The organism is Phenylobacterium sp., from assembly GCF_030679875.1.
Taxonomy (GTDB): Bacteria; Pseudomonadota; Alphaproteobacteria; order Caulobacterales; family Caulobacteraceae; genus Phenylobacterium.
This window is the reverse complement of the sequence record NZ_JAUXSP010000032.1, coordinates 1-14,105: the sequence shown is the minus strand read 5'-3', so window position 1 is coordinate 14,105 and position 14,105 is coordinate 1. Positions and strand designations below refer to the sequence as shown.

Here is a 14,105-nt window from a genome sequence, read left to right as displayed (position 1 = left end):
GCGTTCAGGGGAGGGCGGTCACATGGACCGGTACGACTACATCATCATCGGCGCGGGCTCGGCGGGCTGCGTGCTCGCCAACCGGCTCAGCGAGAACCCGGCCACCAAGGTGCTGCTGCTGGAGGCGGGCGGGCGCGACAACTCCATCATGGTCAAGATGCCGGCCGGGGTCGGCGGGCTGATCGGCAAGGAGGGGCCGCACAACTGGGGCTTCTGGACCGAGGCCGAGCCGAACCTGAACGACCGCAAGCTCTGGTGGCCCAGGGGCCGTGGCTGGGGTGGTTCGTCTTCGATCAATGGCATGATCTATATCCGCGGCCACGCCCGGGACTATGACCAGTGGCGCCAGATGGGCCTGACGGGCTGGTCCTACGCCGAGGTGCTGCCCTACTTCAAACGTTCGGAGGCCCTGGAGGGCGGCGGCGACGCCTGGCACGGGGGTGAAGGCCCGCTGAAGGTCTCCAAGGCCTCGTCGCCCAATCCGATCTATGCCGCCACCATCGAGGCCGGCCGTCAGGCAGGCCATCCGATCACCAAGGATTTCAACGGCTTCCAACAGGAAGGCTGGGGCCCCTATCAGCTTACCGTCCATGACGGCCAGCGCTGGAGCGCCGCACGCGGCTACCTTCATCCGGCCCTGAAGCGGCCGAACCTGACCTGCCTCACCGGGGCCCGGACCACTCGCATCGTCATCGAGGACGGACGGGCCGTCGGCGTCGAGTACATGGACGACAAGACCAAGGCCAAGACCATCGTCCACGCCAATGCCGAGGTCCTGCTCTGCGCCGGCGCGGTCCAGTCGCCACAGATCCTGCAGCTCTCGGGCATTGGCGACTCCGAAGAGCTGGCCGCTCATGGCATCGCCACGGTGCATGAGCTGAAAGGGGTCGGCGCCAATCTGCAGGACCATCTGGACGTGACCCTGTCCTGGGAATGTCCGCTGCCGATCACCGCCTATTCCATGCGCAAGGGCCTGATCAAGACCCTGGGCGTGGGCATGAACTACATGTTCTTCAACAAGGGTCCGGGCCGCCAGCAGTTCCTGGAATCGGGCGCCTTCCTGCGCTCGCGGCCGGATCTCGATCGGCCGGATCTGCAGATCCACTGCGTGCTGGCCATCATGCAGGACCACGGCAAGGTGTCCGTGGCCAAGGACGGCTTCACCTTCCACGTCTGCCAGCTGCGGCCTGAGAGCCGCGGCCGCGTGGGCCTGCGCTCGGCCGACCCGATGGATCATCCGGCCATCTTCGCCAACTACCTGGCCACCGAGGAGGATCGCCGCGCGATCCGCGAAGGGGTCAAGATGATGCGCGAGGTCGCCCGCCAGAGCGCGCTGGACGCCTACCGCGGCGCAGAGTTCTCGCCGGGCGAGTCCGTCCAGAGCGACGAGGAGATCGACGCCTGGATCCGCCGCACGTCTGAAACCATCTACCATCCGGTGGGCACCTGTAAGATGGGCGCCGACGGGGACGCCATGGCGGTGGTCGACGCCGAGCTGAAGGTCCGGGGCCTGAGCGGCCTGCGGGTCATTGACGCCTCGGTCATGCCGACCCTGGTTGGCGGAAACACAAATGCGCCGACCATCATGATCGCCGAGAAGGCTTCGGATATGATCCTTGGGCGCGCGGCCCTGCCGGCGGAAGACGCGCCGGTTTACGCAGACGGCCAGCAAGCCGCCTGATCAGACATCGAGAAGGAGGCCGCTCATGCAGCTGCGCAGACTGGGACGTTCGGACCTGAAGATCGCCCCGCTGATGCTGGGGACCAACGTCTTTGGCTGGACGGCCGATGAGAAGACCTCCTTCTCGATCCTCGACGCCTTTGTGGACGCCGGGTTCAACGCCGTCGACACCGCCGATGTCTATTCGCGCTGGTCGCCGGCCGGGGCGGGAGCTTCGGAGACGGTGATCGGAAACTGGCTCGCCCAGGGCGGCCAGCGCGACAAGATCGTGCTCGCCACCAAGGTCGGCATGGAGATGGGCGAGGGGATGAAGGGCCTGTCGGCGGCCTATATCGAGCAGGCGGTGGAGGCCTCGCTCAAGCGCCTGAAGACCGACTATATCGACCTCTATCAATCCCACCGGGACGACGCTGATACGCCGTTGGCTGAAACGGCGGAGGCCTATGGCCGACTGATCAAGGCGGGCAAGGTTCGGGTGGTGGGCTCGTCCAACTTCACCGCCGAACGGCTGAAATCGGCCGTCGATGCTGCAAAGGGCGTGGGCGCGCCGCGCTACGAAAGCGAGCAGCCGCTTTACAACCTCTATGACCGGGCGGGATTTGAGGGCGCGCTGCAACAGCTCTGCATCGACGAGCAGATCGGTGTGATCCCCTTCTATGGTCTGGCCAGCGGCTTCCTGACGGGCAAGTACCGCTCTGAAGCCGATCTGGGCAAAAGTCCCCGCGGCGGCGGGGCCAAGAAGTACATGACCCCCCGGGGCATGCGGATTCTGGCCGCCTTGGACGAGGTGGCCGGCGGCCACGGCGCAACCCCGGCTCAGGTGGCTTTGGCCTGGGTCATGGCCCAGCCGGGGCTGACCGCTCCCATCGCCAGCGCCACCAGCGTGGTCCAGCTGCAGGAGCTGATGGGCGCGGCCGAACTCTCGCTGAACGCCGAGGATCACAAGGCGCTGGACGCCGCGAGCGCGGCGGACTGAGCCTCTGTTGACTTCATCGGGGCTTGGTGGGCTTGCTGACCCCATGTTGAGCGTACGTGCAGATCGGATCCGGATCCGGGGGAAGGACCTCGCGGCAGGCTTCCAGCCCCGGGCTTGTGCTGCGCGTCAGCCAAGTCCGGGGTCATTTCCGCACCTCTGAATTCCGGGACGAGCGTCAGGCCGTTCCGGCCTCCCGCTCCATTCGTCGTTTCCGGATATCCTCAATGTCAGCTTCGTCCCCGGCCCCCTCGCGGCCCAACATCATCCTGAGCGAAACCGATGCAGACCGCATCACCGACCTGGCGCTGAGCGCCCAGCAGAGGTCGCCTGAGGTTTCCCGCCTCTTGCTGGAAGAGGTAGAACGCGCCGAGGTCCGCCCCGACGATGAGACGCCCGGAGACATCGTCGGCATGGGCGCGCGGGTTGAATTTGTGGATCAGGCCCATGCGGAGTCCCGCGTCGTAACCTTGGTTTATCCGGCCGAGGCGGACATCTCCGCCGGGAGGATTTCGATCCTGACCCCCGTGGGCGCGGGCCTGCTCGGCCTGCAGCCGGGCCAGTCAATCCAGTGGCCTGACCGGGAAGGCCATGAGCGCGAACTGCGCGTCGTCAGCGTGCGGCGGGCCGACACCCCGGAACTCGCGGTTTGAGGGTGAACCACCCGTGCTGACCGATCCCGTCTTCTATGCCCTGGCCATTCCGGCGGTGATCCTGCTGGGCCTGGCCAAGGGCGGGTTCGCCGGGGTGGGGGCGATCTCCCTGCCGCTGCTGGCGCTGGCCATCTCGCCGGTCCAGGCCGCCGCCATCCTGCTGCCCGTCCTGATCCTGCAGGACGTGGTGGGGGTATGGGCGTTCCGCCGCAGCTGGGACCGGGCGATCCTGGTCCTGATGATCCCCTCGGCGGTGGTGGGCATCGTCCTGGGCTATCTGCTGGCCGCCCGGGTCTCGACCACCGCAGTCCTGGCGACCCTGGGCGCGATCAGCATCGTTTTCGCCCTTCATCGCCTGTGGTTGGCGAGGGGTGGCGGGATGCAGGCGCCCAAGGATGCGCCGCTGGCCTTGGGCGCGCTGTTGGGGGCGGCGTCGGGTTTCACCAGCCAGATCGCCCATGCGGGCCAGCCGCCCTTCCAGATGTGGGTGCTGCCCAAAAATCTGTCGCCGCCGGTGCTGGTGGGCACGACGGCGATCTTCTTTGCCGTGATCAACTGGATCAAGGTCCCGGCCTATCTGGCGCTCGGCCAGTTCACGGCTCAAAATCTGATGACGGCCGCAGTGCTGGCCCCGCTGGCCATCGCCTCCACCTTCGCCGGAGTGTGGATGGTGCGCCGGATCAAAGCGGAGCGCTTTTACACCGCCATCTATGTGCTGATGATCCTGGTGGGCGTGCAACTGGTTTGGAAGGCCCTCGGGCCTGGCTGAGGCCCCCAGGTCTCGGGATCAGGCGATGCGACGGCCGTCGATGGCCGCCAGCCGCAGGCGTGGGGCCTCCTCATTGGCCGGGCCGCCCTTACGGATATCCTCAAGTGAGAAGCTGAGCACCGGCTTCTCCCGCAGTCGGGCCACCATGGCCAGGGGCTGATAGAGGCCGAGGAACCGGTCCGGCCCATCTTCGGGGCCAGCCAGGGGCGCGAACAGCATTTCCATGCCGATGGCCACGCCCTCGGCATGGGCCTTGGCCGTGACCACGATGGGCTCCGGACGGCGCCGCGCCATCTCCAGGGCGGTCTGGAGATCCATGCGGTCCTTGGCCCCGAACAATGAGAGCGCGTTCTGCTGGCGCAGGTCGCGCTGATGCAGTTCGGTCACCAGACCGCCCGCCAGACGGATCGGATAGATGCCTGAGCAGACGCGGCCGAGCATGACGACCTGGGGCAACAGGTCGGCGAAATCAGCCGGGCTGATCGACGTACGTGGCGGCGGCGCGCCAGGACGAGCCCGCGTTCGCCAATAGTCTATCAACCGTTCTGTGTTTGGATGGCACATCGACATCGCTGCGCGGCTCCCAATGCGGCCGAGATTGACCGCATGGGGCTTGCAGAAGGATTCGGGCTAGGCCGCCTCTGTCTCCATCCGGGACAGGCGGGTCGCGGGACCCCTGAGACGGGATTTTGCGGCCCAGAAGTTGCAGGGCTCGTCAGTATTGAGTTGGAGGCCGGAATGGCGCCGCAAAAGACCCTGCTTGGCTTGACCCTCGGGCTTGGCCTGTTCCTGTTGGCCGGTGCGGCCCCGGAGCGCGCTGAAGCGTGCTGTACGCCGCCGCCGCCGCCCTGCTGCACGCCGCCGCCACCGCCCTGCTGCAAGCCGCCCCCGCCCCCTCCGCCCCCATCGAAACCGCCCTGCTGTGCGCCCCCCGGACACGGGGTGAAGGTCCCGAGCGTCAATGTCGTGGTCGCGCCGACCGTGGTGGTCAACGCCAGCGCGACGGTGAACGCCTCGGCCCGGGCTGGAGCTGCGGCCGGAGCTGGCGGCGGCGCGGCGGTCTATTATGGCGGTGGTGGAGGCGGCGGCTACTATTCGCCCCCGGTCGCCACTGGCCTGATCCAGGGGCTCAACGTCGAAGGCGCGCGCCGCATGAAGCGCACCGCCTATGAGGCGAGCCGCTCAGCCACCCGCCGGGTCGTGATCCAGGCTGTCTGCATTGACGACCGCCAGACCCCCCATCCGGCCGCCCAGCTGTTTCCTGAGCGCGACGTTCGCGACATCTTCGACGGCGAACTCTATCGCTGTGTGGCCGGGGCGCGGCTGCAGGTGACCATCGCCGAGTTCTCCGGCCAGGTGGATTTTTCCGGCGGCAAGACCCTGGTCTGCGCCAAGGGCGAGGCGCTCTATCACGCCCCTGGCGGCCAGGTGACCTGCCGGCCCCAGAAGGCGGCCCGCGACTGTCACGAGCGGTCTTTGCTGCGTCGCTTCGGCGCCGGGGTGAAGATCCTGACCATGGTGACCACTGAAACCTACACCGCCTATCGCGAGGAAGAAGAAATCAGCGAGTCGTCATCCTCCATGGCGCTCAGCCTCGATGGTGGCGTCGGCGGCACGGTCTACTAGGCCGAAGGACCTCACTCCTCCGGCACGACCTCGATCTTCCACCCCGCCTCGGCGCGCAGGATGCGCTGGGCGGCCCTCTGCACGTCCTGGGCGGTGACGCGTTCGGCGCCCGGGATCGCGGCGCGGATCGCCTCCAGGCGACGGGGATCTGCCTGACCCCCTGATAGCTCGCTGAGCCAGTAGTCGTTGGTGACGCGGGCGCGGGCGATCCGCTCCAGCCGCGGCTGCCGGGCCCGTTCCAACTCATCGGTCTCAACCAGCGTGGTGCGAAGATCGTCCGCGATCTTCGCCACGTCGGCGAAAAAGGCGTCCAGCCCGGCAGGCGGGATTTCGACGCTGGCCGACATGTAGCCCCAGCCTGCCCACACATAGGAATGGTTGTAGTTGACCGAGGGCGAGTAGGTGGCGCCCTGGCTCTCGCGGAGTTCTTCGGTCAGCCGCAGTCGCAGGATCTCTCCCAGGATGGCGGCCTCGCGAGCGCCCTGCGGGTCCGCGAAGAAGTCGGTGCTGGGCCAGGCCACATAGCCAATGGACTGGTCCGCGCGGCCCTTGTGGGTGCGGCGGAGCGGTTGGGACGAGGCCGCTGGGAACTCGACGCCGGCGACGTTTGAGGGCGTGGCGGAATCAGGGCGCGGGGGGAGGGCGCCCAGGGTCCGGGCGACGGCCTCGGTCGCCTTTTCCACCGTGGTGTCTCCGACGATGACCACCTCAATGGGGGCCTCGTCCAGCGGAGCGGCCAGTTGCCCTTGAAGATCGGCGAGACGGGCCTCAGCGATTTCCGCCTTGGTCGGAAACGTCCATCGGCGGTCGCCAGAGTGCAGCAGCCCCGCCAGATCGCGGGACAGAACGCCGCTGGCGGTGGCCTCATACTGTTCGTGAATGGTGGCGCCGGCCGCCTGAATTCTGGCGAAGGCTTCCCCGCGCCAGGCCGGGTCGGTGAGATAGGCGCTAAGCACTTCCAACTGAACGTCCAGGTCCTCGGGACGGGTCGATCCTGAGAGTGTGAAGGCCTCGTCGCTCACCCGAAGGCGCGCGCCATAGACCCGCGAGGCCAGGACACGCTCCATATCCTCGGCCGTGATCTGGCCAAGTCCGCCCTCGGCGAAGGCCTGGGCGGCCCAGGCCAGACTTTGTGTGTCCCTGGGAAGGCTTTGCAGGCCATCGCCCACATTGATGGAGACCAGGATCTGGTCGTCCTGGAACCGTGTCGGCTTGACCGTCAGCCGCACGCCGTTTTCGAAGCGCACAAAGACGGTGTCCAGGTCAGCGATCTCACGGGTCTCAGCCACCTTTCCGGGCGTCCCAAAGGTTCTGTAGGGCCATTCCAGTTGGGTCAGGGCGGCCGGTGCGCCGACAGGACGCTCGCGGGCGGCTTCATAGGCGGCGATCACCGCAGCTTCGCCCCCTTCGACCGGCGACGGGCTGGCCTGGAAGATCAACGGGCCCTGGCCCTCGAACGCTTCGGCGAGGGCGCGCGAGACCGTGGCCGCCTCCAGCCCATCCACGGCGGCGTCGAACAGGGCAAGATCCTGAGCAGGACTGGTCACGACCCTGTCCTCGGCTGTGGCTCCAAGAATCTGCTGAGCCAGGGTCGAGGGCCGCCGCGTGGCGGCGCCGGCGACGCTGGCCTGCAGGCGAGCGCGATATTCGGCGATTTCCCGATCTAGCTCGTCCTGCCTCACACCATGCTGCACGGCGCGACGCTGCTCAGCCTCAATGGCGCTCAGCGCTTCGCGCCAGCGTCCCTCCTGGGCGTTGGCCAGAATGCTGGTGGTCTCGGCCGCGCCAAACTCATCATTCACGAAGGCGCCGGCGCCCAGGAAGGGCGGGTCGGCCGCCCGCGACAGGGCAGACAGGCGGCGGTTCAGGACCGAAAAGCCCAGCTGCTCGATCAGGTCGGCCTGGCGACGGGCCTCTGAGTCTGCGCTGAGATCCGGGGGGCGGATCCAGGCCATCTGCAGGGCCGCCTGCACGCCAGGCTCCACGGCCACCTTGGCCTCCAGGCCCCGGGGGCGCACCGCCCCAAGGTCAGGGTCCTGTTCGCCGTCGCCAGTGACGCTCCAGGCGCCGAAGGCCTCGATGATCTGCGCTTCCATAGCGTCGAGGTCAAAGTCGCCCGCGGCCACCAGCAGGGTCCGTTCGGGCCGGTAATAGGTCTCGTAGAAGTCACGAATCCGCGTGGCCGGGGCGGTGCGGAGTATCTCCACCTCGCCGATAGGATAGCGGTCGTTCAGGCGCTGATCCTTCAGCAGGAAGGCCAAGCGGTTCTGGTAGATGCGGTAGGGGGGCGTGTCCCGGGCCCGCTCTTCGGACAGGATGATGCCGCGCTCGCGGTCGACGGCGGCCTGCTCGATCAGCAGATTCATCGCCGTTTCGCGCAGCAGCATCAGGCTGGTGGACACGGTCTCGGCGTCGGTTCGGGGCAGGTCGAGCTTGTAGATGGTCTCATCAAACCCCGTGGACGCATTGGTGTCGGCGCCGAAGGCCAGCCCCAGCCGCTCGAGAATCTTGACCATCTCCCCTTCCGGAACGGCCTTCGAGCCGTTGAACGCCATGTGCTCGAGGAAATGGGCCAGGCCCAGCTGGTCATCCGCCTCCATCAGGGAGCCGGCGTCGATCCGCAGACGCAGGGCGGCCTGGCCCTCGGGGATGGTCTGGCGGCGGAGCGCGTAGCGCATGCCGTTGGGCAGGGCTCCGAATCGGACCTCAGGGTCCGGCGCGACATCGACCAGGGCCTGCGGCCACTGCCCTGGAGCCAGGGCTGGGGCTCGACTGAGCTGGGACGCGTCCGCGCTTGATAGGGGGGCGGGCTGGGAGTCTAGGGGCGCTGCGCCGGCGAACCCAGCAAGGGCGAGGGCGGCGGAGAGGGCAAGCGCCGCCCGGGAGAAACCGATCATTGAGACGTCCGCAGAACACCAGAACAGGCGTCACCATCGCCGCGTGATGAGGCGAGGGCAAGGCGCGATGGCGGCGGTCGCCCGACAGGGGCGGCGGCTAGTGTCCGGTGGGACGGCTCACATAGTAGGTGGCGGTGTTGCCTACCGCGGTGGCCACGCCGGTGGCCGAGCGGGCGTACCCGGTCACGGTGACCGAGGTCGAGGCGCCCACATCGGCGTTGTTCACCTGCTGGCTCGTGGCCACCAGTCGCCCCTCGCAATCGCTGCAGACATAGCCGGTGGCCGCATTGCCGATAGCTGTGGCGTTGGCCGTGGCGTCATAGCCCTCGGCGCCGGTGAAATCGGCGATGACCTCGACCCCGCCGCCGTCATTCAGCTGCACGGCGTCAATGAGAGTTTCGGATCCAAAATTGCCGGCCAGGAACGAGTTGCCGACCCCGTAGGCGATGCTGGCGGCCGAACCGAACTGGTAGGCCGACGCCCCAGTCTGGGCCCGCACATAGGCCTGGTTGCTCTGGTCGCTGGTCACGTCCAGCAAACCGCCCTCATTGTAGAGGTTGATGTTTCCGCCGCTGGCCGTGGCGCTTGTGGTGCTGAGATAGGCGTTGCCGTGCGCGGTGAACTGGCTCGCCTGGGTCAGCGCTGCGGCATTGGTCTGGTTGATGATGTAGCGCTCGCCAGAACCCCCAGCGCCGGAGCTGGTGACGTTCGCGCCGGTGGCCGCGCCGACAAAGGTCGCCGCACCTTCCACATAGCCGTAGGTGCCACCGCCGTCGGCGACCACGTCAGCCTGGTTGGTCTGGTTCACCCGGGCGCCAATGACGCTGTAACTCGCGCCAAAGCCCTGGTGGATCCCGATGGCCTCAGTCGAGGCGGTGACATCGCCCGTCTCGGCGTCCGGGGCCTCCACATGGCTATGGCTGTAGATCCGCCCCGGCCCGGTCTGCTGGTTGTAGACGCCGGTCAGCGTGCCCCCATAGATGTTGGACTCGCTGGTGACCCCGGTGGCCGTCGTCGTCAGGCTGGTTGATGCGCCCGAGCTGACCGCCGCATTGAGGCGGGTGTCGGCCGTGACATTGGCCTGAAGGTTCTGGTTGGCGCGCACGTCCAGCGTCACGCTGTCAGCCGAACCATTGAACGCCGCGCCGGTCGCCGTTGTGACCGCCGTGGTCGCTTCGGTGATTTCGACGACGTCGAGGGTCTGGCCGGCGAAAATGTCGCCGGTCTGCACCTGGTCGCTGACGATGACGCTGTCGTAGGTCTGGCTAGTAGCGACCGCGGACGTCAGGATCGCGGTTGACGTTCCAGCGATTAGGATCTTGGCGAGTCTGCGCATTGTTGGTCCCCAGATTGTTGTAGGCCGGGACATAGGCTCCGGTGGTCCCCACCGTGCTCCCGCCCAGGGGGTCGGAGGTCAGACAGGCCTGAGGACCGGGCATGCCGTAGAGGTTGGCGCTCATCTCGATCACCGCCCGCTCCACCAGCGAACGGACCGCCAGCTGCATTGGCTCAAGCGCGCCGGTGCCTGCGGAGACGTCGAACACGTTGCCCCCCAGGAAGTCGAACAGACCGACGCCGACTTCACGGCCAATGACCTGCTTCTGGTAGGAGATGACATCGACCACCTCCAGCGTGCGGGTGTTGATCAGCCGCAGGTCGAGGCCGATGTTCATGATGAACAGCCGACCGCGGATATTCCCCTTCAGATCCTGAGGGTCAGGATCGCCCGCGCCGACGTCGAACCCTGACGAGCGGATGTTGAAGTTCAGCTCCGTCAGACCGCCGGCCACATAGAAGTCCGACCCGGGCACCTGACCCGACAGAATCCTGCGGTACTCCGCGGGCATGTTGGGCGCGGCGTTGGGCTGGTCGGAGATCAGCTTGTTGTTGGCGTATTTCAGCTCCAGCTCCGACACTGAGGTGTCGAACCGCTCGACCAGCGGCATGCCCGCCTTGGCGAAGGCCGACATCGCCATCAGTGAGGCGCCCTGGGTGATCTTGCGCCCGCTCCCGTCCGACTCGGTCTTGCCGGTGTAGTCGGCGATGCGGCCGACGGCGATCCGCGGCGCCGTCAGGTTCGAGGTGCGGGCATAGCCGGCAAGGCAGACCAAGGCGGTTGAATAGGGGGTCGGATTGGCTGTCACCGGCGCGCTGCCGATCGGTCGGCTGTAGTTGCCGCCGGGTCCGGCCACGGGGGTGGCGCAGGCCGAGAGCGTCAGGGCGATGGCGCTTACCGCGCCGCTGAGCCGCAGGGCGGATTTACTGGGCATCACCCACCCCGCCGGACGTCATCTGGGTTCCGGCTGAGACGGCGCCGTTGTTCACCTGGCTCGAATTGACGATGACCGTATTGTAATTGCCCTGGGTCACCACCACGAGGTTATTGCCGATGGCGCTGGCGCCGCCAGCGCTTGCGCCGACCCCGGCATAGGCGTCGGCCGATCCCGAGGATCGGCTGAAGGAGGACTGGTCCTCTCCGGTGAGGATCAGGCCGTCAACAATGACCCGATTGCCGTTCGCGTCGCGGGTCGAAATATTGACAGGCTGGTTCTCGCTGCCGGCGTAACGGCCCCACCCGGCGTTGAAATCTGCTGAGTTGGTGGTCATCTGCTGCGCTTGGGCGGCGCTCGCGCAGAAGGCTCCGACGAGGATGGCGGCGAGCCAGGCGGCGGGCTGTGCGGGGGTGACGAGAGCCATTTGTTGGCGAACTCCGGGGACAGGGCGCGGGGTTCGTTAAGCAAACCACGCGCCAGACTTGGACGCAGCGCCATCTAAGAGGCCTAACCCTCGCGATTTCGTTAAGGCTGAGGCCGTATTGCCCTGAACGCCGCAGGAGGACGTTTTTTTGTCGGATCACCGCGAGCCGATCTTCAAGGCTCCCTGGCCAGCCATGGTCATGGTCGGCGCCATCTTGGGCGCCTACATTCTGCAGGCGCTCCTGATCGGAGATGAGGCCTATCGCCGGTTTGGTTTCTCGCCGGCTGGCTATGAGGCCGGCGCGCGCATCGGCCTGGTCACCGCGCTCTTTGTGCATGGGGGCTGGGTCCATGCGGCGATGAACGCCGCCGGCGCCCTGGCCTTTGGCAGCCCGGTCGCGCGGCTGTTTGGCCTCAGGCCGCAGGGGGCCCTGATCTTCCTGGGCTACTATCTCGCCTGTGGGGTCCTGGCCAACCTCGCCTTCGCCAAGCTGCACCCCGGCGAAGAGATCCTGCTGGTCGGCGCCTCGGGGGCGGTGTTCGGCCTCATCGGCGGAGCGACCCGGATACTGGCCGGGGCTGGCCGCCTGGCGCCCCTGCTGGACTCCCGCGTCCTGTTCATGAGCGCGGCCTGGATCGGGTTGAACCTGGTGGTCGCCGTACTGGGGTTTGCGCCAGGCCTGGAGGGCGCCGTGGCCTGGGAGGCCCACATCGCCGGCTTCCTGGCGGGGCTTCTCCTGGCTGGCCCGGCGGCGGGCCTCGCCCGTCGTGTTTCCCCAGAGCCGCCTGTGAGCGCGCCGCAGGACGCGCCACCTTCTGATCCCCCGATGTGAGCGATTGCCAGGACCCGCGTTATGCGACAGGCTGCTCGCCTAGGGGATGAGGGAGAAAACGACCTATGCTTGTGTCCCAGATCCTGAAGACCAAGGGTGACCTGGTCTTCACCGTGACGCCCTCCGATACCGTCAGTGCGGTGTCAGCCCTGTTGCATTCCCGCCGGGTTGGCGCGCTCGTGGTCGTGGATGGCGGCCGGGTGGTAGGAATCGTCTCTGAGCGTGACGTGGTGCGAATCGTTGCTGAGCAGGGGGCTTCGGCCCTGGACAAGCCGACCTCCGGTTGCATGACGTGTGACGTTCTGTTTGCGGCGCCGGGGGAAACGGTCGATGCGCTCCTGGAGCGAATGACCGATCGGCGGGTGCGCCACCTGCCAGTCTGCCAGGACGACAAGCTGCTCGGCATTGTCTCCATCGGCGACCTGGTGAAGCATAAGATCTCTGAGGTCGTGGCCGAAGCCGACGGCCTGAAGGCCTATATCGCCGCCGGGTGATGTCGTGACCGGGCCGCCTCTGACGGGGCAGGGGGTGAGTATTCGCCCTCTGCAGCCAGGCGACCTGGAATGTTGCCACCGCCTCTATCAGGAGATCGCGTGGAACGACCCGGCCCGGAATGAGGCCGAAAATCTGGCGCTGCGCCGAGACTGGCTGGACTGGTCAGTGCGCAATGACCAGCAACTGGCGGCCCTTCACCAACCCCCCTATGGCGATCGCGTCATCTGTGATGCGCAGGGTCAGTTCGCCGGTCTGATCGGCATTGTCCCGCGGCTGGAGCCCTTTGGCCGTCTGCCCGGCTTGGGAGATGACCCCCTGGCGCGGCGGAGCGCCGAGGTCGGCATGTTCTGGGCCCTGAGGCCGGCCTGGCAGGGGCGTGGACTGGCCACCGGCGCCGCCCGGCTCCTCAGCGCCTGGATGTTCGAAGCCCTGGAACTGCAGCGAATCCTGGCGGGGACCGAGTACGACAATGTCGCCTCGATCGCCGTGATGCGCCGCCTGGGGATGCGCATCGTCCGCAATTCCAGCCCCGAGCCCCCCTGGCTCCAGATCACCGGAGTCCTCGACGCGCCTCAGGGCGCGGGCCGGAACACTTCGCCCCCGGAGCCGGCGGCTGCGTCAGCCAGACTATAGCCTTCAAGGACGCTGGCGGTGGCGTCCCGGGCCCGCAGGAGGGCCTCGCGCAGGGTGCAGGTGGCGAGATCTGTACAGTCATCGCACTTGCGAAACGCCGTCCGGCTGACGCAGGGGGCAAGGGCGAGGGGGCCCTCGATCACCCGAATCACCTCGGCGAAGGCGATGTCGCTGGCGGGCCTGGCCAAGGTATAGCCCCCGAACTTTCCCCGCCGGCTCACCACGAGGCGATGGCGCGAGAGCTCAAGAAGGATGGCTTCCAGGAACTTTCGCGGGGCGTCGGCGCGCAGGGCGAGTTCGCCGGAGGTCAGCTGAGCGCCTTCAACCCGGGCTAACTCCACCAGGGCCCGAAGGGCGTATCTTGTCTTCTGCGACAGCATCTAGGACCCGCGCCTCCCCGTGCGCCTCTCCCTCATAGGGAGTAGGAAGCCTGTGGGGCAAGCCGCTGTGATGCTTGGCGAGCGGCGAGGGCAGGGGAGGCGTGCATTGACTCCGCCGGTCCTGCCACCTAGATAACGACCTCTGGACACAGCGCCGGGCGGAAACAGGTGATGGCCGAAAGGCTCTTGACCTTTTCTTCACCGGTGGCTAGGTTCCGGTCCTTCAATCGAATCGCTGCGGACAAATGAGGGCAGCCCCTCGGCGGCCCGAAGTGATTTTTGCGCCAAATTCCCTCGGGAAAGTAACGCAGAAAAGTCCGAAAGGATCGATTGACACACTTCGGGGTGGCGACTAGATACGCCGCTCCTCGCCGCCGACGGATTGGTTGGCGGGGCTGGCGGAAGCCGGTTTTGGTCTTTGACATTGTTGAATTGGAAAGAGAAACGCAGGCGGCGGTGTTCTGGCGAT

Annotated in this window: 15 protein-coding genes; 8 read left to right on the top strand and 7 right to left on the bottom strand. The window is 67.0% G+C overall.

What is annotated here, in order from left to right; all coding sequences use genetic code 11:
* Positions 1 to 22: 22 nt before the first annotated feature.
* The 4 genes from Q8K84_RS17035 to Q8K84_RS17020 all read left to right on the top strand — a co-directional run bounded on the left by Q8K84_RS17035 (position 23) and on the right by Q8K84_RS17020 (position 4,076).
* Positions 23 to 1,681, top strand: coding sequence for a choline dehydrogenase (locus Q8K84_RS17035; protein ID WP_305283945.1), 1,659 nt, complete (start codon positions 23 to 25; stop codon positions 1,679 to 1,681).
* A 25-nt stretch (positions 1,682 to 1,706) separates the two neighbouring features.
* Entirely contained in the window at positions 1,707 to 2,657 is a 951-nt protein-coding gene (locus Q8K84_RS17030; RefSeq protein ID WP_305283944.1) for an aldo/keto reductase, read from the top strand.
* 224 nt (positions 2,658 to 2,881) lie between these two features.
* Positions 2,882 to 3,307, top strand: coding sequence for a nucleoside diphosphate kinase regulator (gene rnk, locus Q8K84_RS17025; RefSeq protein ID WP_305283943.1), 426 nt, complete (start codon positions 2,882 to 2,884; stop codon positions 3,305 to 3,307).
* A 13-nt stretch (positions 3,308 to 3,320) separates the two neighbouring features.
* Positions 3,321 to 4,076, top strand: a complete 756-nt coding sequence (locus tag Q8K84_RS17020) for a sulfite exporter TauE/SafE family protein (protein ID WP_305283942.1) — start codon at positions 3,321 to 3,323, stop codon at positions 4,074 to 4,076.
* Between the two features lie 18 nt (positions 4,077 to 4,094).
* On the opposite strand, the gene Q8K84_RS17015 is transcribed toward Q8K84_RS17020, so the two are convergent.
* Positions 4,095 to 4,640: a PAS domain-containing protein gene (locus tag Q8K84_RS17015; protein ID WP_305284014.1), complete on the bottom strand. Its 546-nt coding sequence runs from the start codon at positions 4,638 to 4,640 to the stop codon at positions 4,095 to 4,097.
* A gap of 174 nt (positions 4,641 to 4,814) precedes the next feature.
* On the opposite strand from Q8K84_RS17015, the gene Q8K84_RS17010 reads away from it, so the two are divergent.
* Positions 4,815 to 5,702 carry a hypothetical protein gene (locus tag Q8K84_RS17010; protein WP_305283941.1) on the top strand — a complete coding sequence of 296 codons (888 nt, stop codon included), beginning with the start codon at positions 4,815 to 4,817 and terminating at the stop codon, positions 5,700 to 5,702.
* Between the two features lie 11 nt (positions 5,703 to 5,713).
* Here Q8K84_RS17010 and Q8K84_RS17005 read toward each other — a convergent pair whose 3' ends face one another.
* The 4 genes from Q8K84_RS17005 to hfaA form a co-directional block, all read right to left on the bottom strand.
* Positions 5,714 to 8,599 carry a pitrilysin family protein gene (locus Q8K84_RS17005; protein ID WP_305283940.1) on the bottom strand — a complete coding sequence of 962 codons (2,886 nt, stop codon included), beginning with the start codon at positions 8,597 to 8,599 and terminating at the stop codon, positions 5,714 to 5,716.
* Positions 8,600 to 8,696: 97 nt separating this feature from the next.
* Positions 8,697 to 9,935, bottom strand: coding sequence for a holdfast anchor protein HfaD (gene hfaD, locus Q8K84_RS17000; RefSeq protein ID WP_305283939.1), 1,239 nt, complete (start codon positions 9,933 to 9,935; stop codon positions 8,697 to 8,699).
* Positions 9,865 to 10,869 carry a holdfast anchoring protein HfaB gene (hfaB, locus tag Q8K84_RS16995; protein ID WP_305283938.1) on the bottom strand — a complete coding sequence of 335 codons (1,005 nt, stop codon included), beginning with the start codon at positions 10,867 to 10,869 and terminating at the stop codon, positions 9,865 to 9,867. Before hfaB ends, hfaD begins: the two co-directional genes overlap by 71 nt.
* On the bottom strand, positions 10,859 to 11,296 hold the full coding sequence (hfaA, locus tag Q8K84_RS16990) for a holdfast anchoring protein HfaA (RefSeq protein WP_305283936.1): 438 nt from the start codon (positions 11,294 to 11,296) through the stop codon (positions 10,859 to 10,861). The genes hfaB and hfaA overlap by 11 nt, the downstream gene beginning before the upstream one ends.
* A 148-nt stretch (positions 11,297 to 11,444) precedes the next feature.
* On the opposite strand from hfaA, the gene Q8K84_RS16985 reads away from it, so the two are divergent.
* The 3 genes from Q8K84_RS16985 (at position 11,445) to Q8K84_RS16975 (ending at position 13,256) form a co-directional block, all read left to right on the top strand.
* Complete coding sequence (locus Q8K84_RS16985) at positions 11,445 to 12,128, top strand: rhomboid family intramembrane serine protease (RefSeq protein ID WP_305283935.1); 684 nt, start codon at positions 11,445 to 11,447, stop codon at positions 12,126 to 12,128.
* Between the two features lie 65 nt (positions 12,129 to 12,193).
* Complete coding sequence (locus tag Q8K84_RS16980; RefSeq protein ID WP_305283934.1) at positions 12,194 to 12,622, top strand: CBS domain-containing protein; 429 nt, start codon at positions 12,194 to 12,196, stop codon at positions 12,620 to 12,622.
* Between the two features lie 34 nt (positions 12,623 to 12,656).
* Entirely contained in the window at positions 12,657 to 13,256 is a 600-nt protein-coding gene (locus Q8K84_RS16975) for a GNAT family N-acetyltransferase (protein ID WP_305283933.1), read from the top strand.
* Here Q8K84_RS16975 and Q8K84_RS16970 read toward each other — a convergent pair.
* Both Q8K84_RS16970 and Q8K84_RS16965 read right to left on the bottom strand, forming a co-directional pair.
* The gene (locus Q8K84_RS16970) at positions 13,196 to 13,636 is read right to left on the bottom strand and encodes an Rrf2 family transcriptional regulator (RefSeq protein WP_305283932.1); all 441 of its coding nucleotides are present in this window, start codon (positions 13,634 to 13,636) and stop codon (positions 13,196 to 13,198) included. The two genes, Q8K84_RS16975 and Q8K84_RS16970, sit on opposite strands and share 61 nt — an antisense overlap.
* Positions 13,637 to 13,764: 128 nt before the next feature.
* On the bottom strand, positions 13,765 to 14,105 hold a 341-nt coding region (locus Q8K84_RS16965), incomplete at its 5' end, for a hypothetical protein (RefSeq protein WP_305283931.1).

Excerpts from the sequence above, each read along its gene's own strand:
- Q8K84_RS16980 (WP_305283934.1), top strand. The coding sequence starts at position 12,194 with ATGCTTGTGTCCCAGATCCTGAAGACCAAGGGTGACCTGGTCTTCACC.
- hfaD (WP_305283939.1), bottom strand. The coding sequence starts at position 9,935 with ATGCGCAGACTCGCCAAGATCCTAATCGCTGGAACGTCAACCGCGATC.
- hfaB (WP_305283938.1), bottom strand. The coding sequence starts at position 10,869 with ATGCCCAGTAAATCCGCCCTGCGGCTCAGCGGCGCGGTAAGCGCCATC.
- Q8K84_RS17010 (WP_305283941.1), top strand. The coding sequence starts at position 4,815 with ATGGCGCCGCAAAAGACCCTGCTTGGCTTGACCCTCGGGCTTGGCCTG.
- Q8K84_RS17030 (WP_305283944.1), top strand. The coding sequence starts at position 1,707 with ATGCAGCTGCGCAGACTGGGACGTTCGGACCTGAAGATCGCCCCGCTG.
- rnk (WP_305283943.1), top strand. The coding sequence starts at position 2,882 with ATGTCAGCTTCGTCCCCGGCCCCCTCGCGGCCCAACATCATCCTGAGC.
- Q8K84_RS17035 (WP_305283945.1), top strand. The coding sequence starts at position 23 with ATGGACCGGTACGACTACATCATCATCGGCGCGGGCTCGGCGGGCTGC.
- Q8K84_RS17005 (WP_305283940.1), bottom strand. The coding sequence starts at position 8,599 with ATGATCGGTTTCTCCCGGGCGGCGCTTGCCCTCTCCGCCGCCCTCGCC.
- hfaA (WP_305283936.1), bottom strand. The coding sequence starts at position 11,296 with ATGGCTCTCGTCACCCCCGCACAGCCCGCCGCCTGGCTCGCCGCCATC.
- Q8K84_RS17015 (WP_305284014.1), bottom strand. The coding sequence starts at position 4,640 with ATGTGCCATCCAAACACAGAACGGTTGATAGACTATTGGCGAACGCGG.
- Q8K84_RS16970 (WP_305283932.1), bottom strand. The coding sequence starts at position 13,636 with ATGCTGTCGCAGAAGACAAGATACGCCCTTCGGGCCCTGGTGGAGTTA.